This window comes from Gemmobacter lanyuensis (assembly GCF_014652355.1).
In the GTDB taxonomy this organism is placed as follows: Bacteria; Pseudomonadota; Alphaproteobacteria; order Rhodobacterales; family Rhodobacteraceae; genus Gemmobacter; species Gemmobacter lanyuensis.
The window spans coordinates 1-595 of the sequence record NZ_BMYQ01000036.1 but is presented as its reverse complement, the minus strand read 5'-3'; the positions used below and the strand labels follow the sequence as shown (position 1 = coordinate 595).

Annotated in this window: 2 pseudogenes; both read right to left on the bottom strand. The window is 63.5% G+C overall.

The features are described 5' to 3' along the window. Positions 1 to 327: pseudogene (locus tag IE101_RS19590) on the bottom strand (IS5/IS1182 family transposase); the annotation flags it as partial. Further along, a pseudogene (locus tag IE101_RS19585) lies at positions 326 to 493 on the bottom strand (transposase); the annotation flags it as partial. The pseudogenes IE101_RS19590 and IE101_RS19585, both read right to left, overlap by 2 nt. Between the last annotated feature and the right edge of the window lie 102 nt (positions 494 to 595).

The following is a 595-nucleotide window of genomic DNA, read 5'->3' as shown; positions in this document are numbered from 1 at the left end:
GAGGGCATCACCAATCGTGCCTTTCAGCGGGCAGCGTGACAGACGGCCGTCCGTTTTCATGTGACCGATTTCAGCCTCGATGGCGCTGCGGCGGCGGAGGTCAGCGACCAGCTTGGGCGTCAGCCCGCGGCGAGTGCCACTGATCAGGACGCGGGTCCTTGTTTCGCCATGTCCGCGGTAGCCGCGATCGACGACGGTGAGGTCGGGGTGCTGGTCGGTCAGGATGGTCACCTGCTCCAGCGCAGGGCGCAGAGTGTGGCCGTCATAGGGATTGCCCGGAAAGCTGCGCATGCCGACCACGAAGCCTTCGTCCAAGGTGGTGGTGATCCGCCTTCTTGACCCACTGGTTCAGCGTGTGTGCCGAACAGCCGATCTTCGCCGAGATCGACATGACGGCCTGCCAGCGGGAGCCGTGCTGGCTTTCGTTCTCCAGAACCAGCCTCACGGCGCGGTCCCGGACCTCAGGGGAAAACTTGTTCGTGGTCTTGCTCATCGTGGCTTCACTCTACTTGCGAGTTAAAGCCTCCGACAGACCCGGGGCGTGTGTGGATGCCCCCTGTTTGGCAAGCGGAATCTTCGGTTTGTCGGCGGGGTC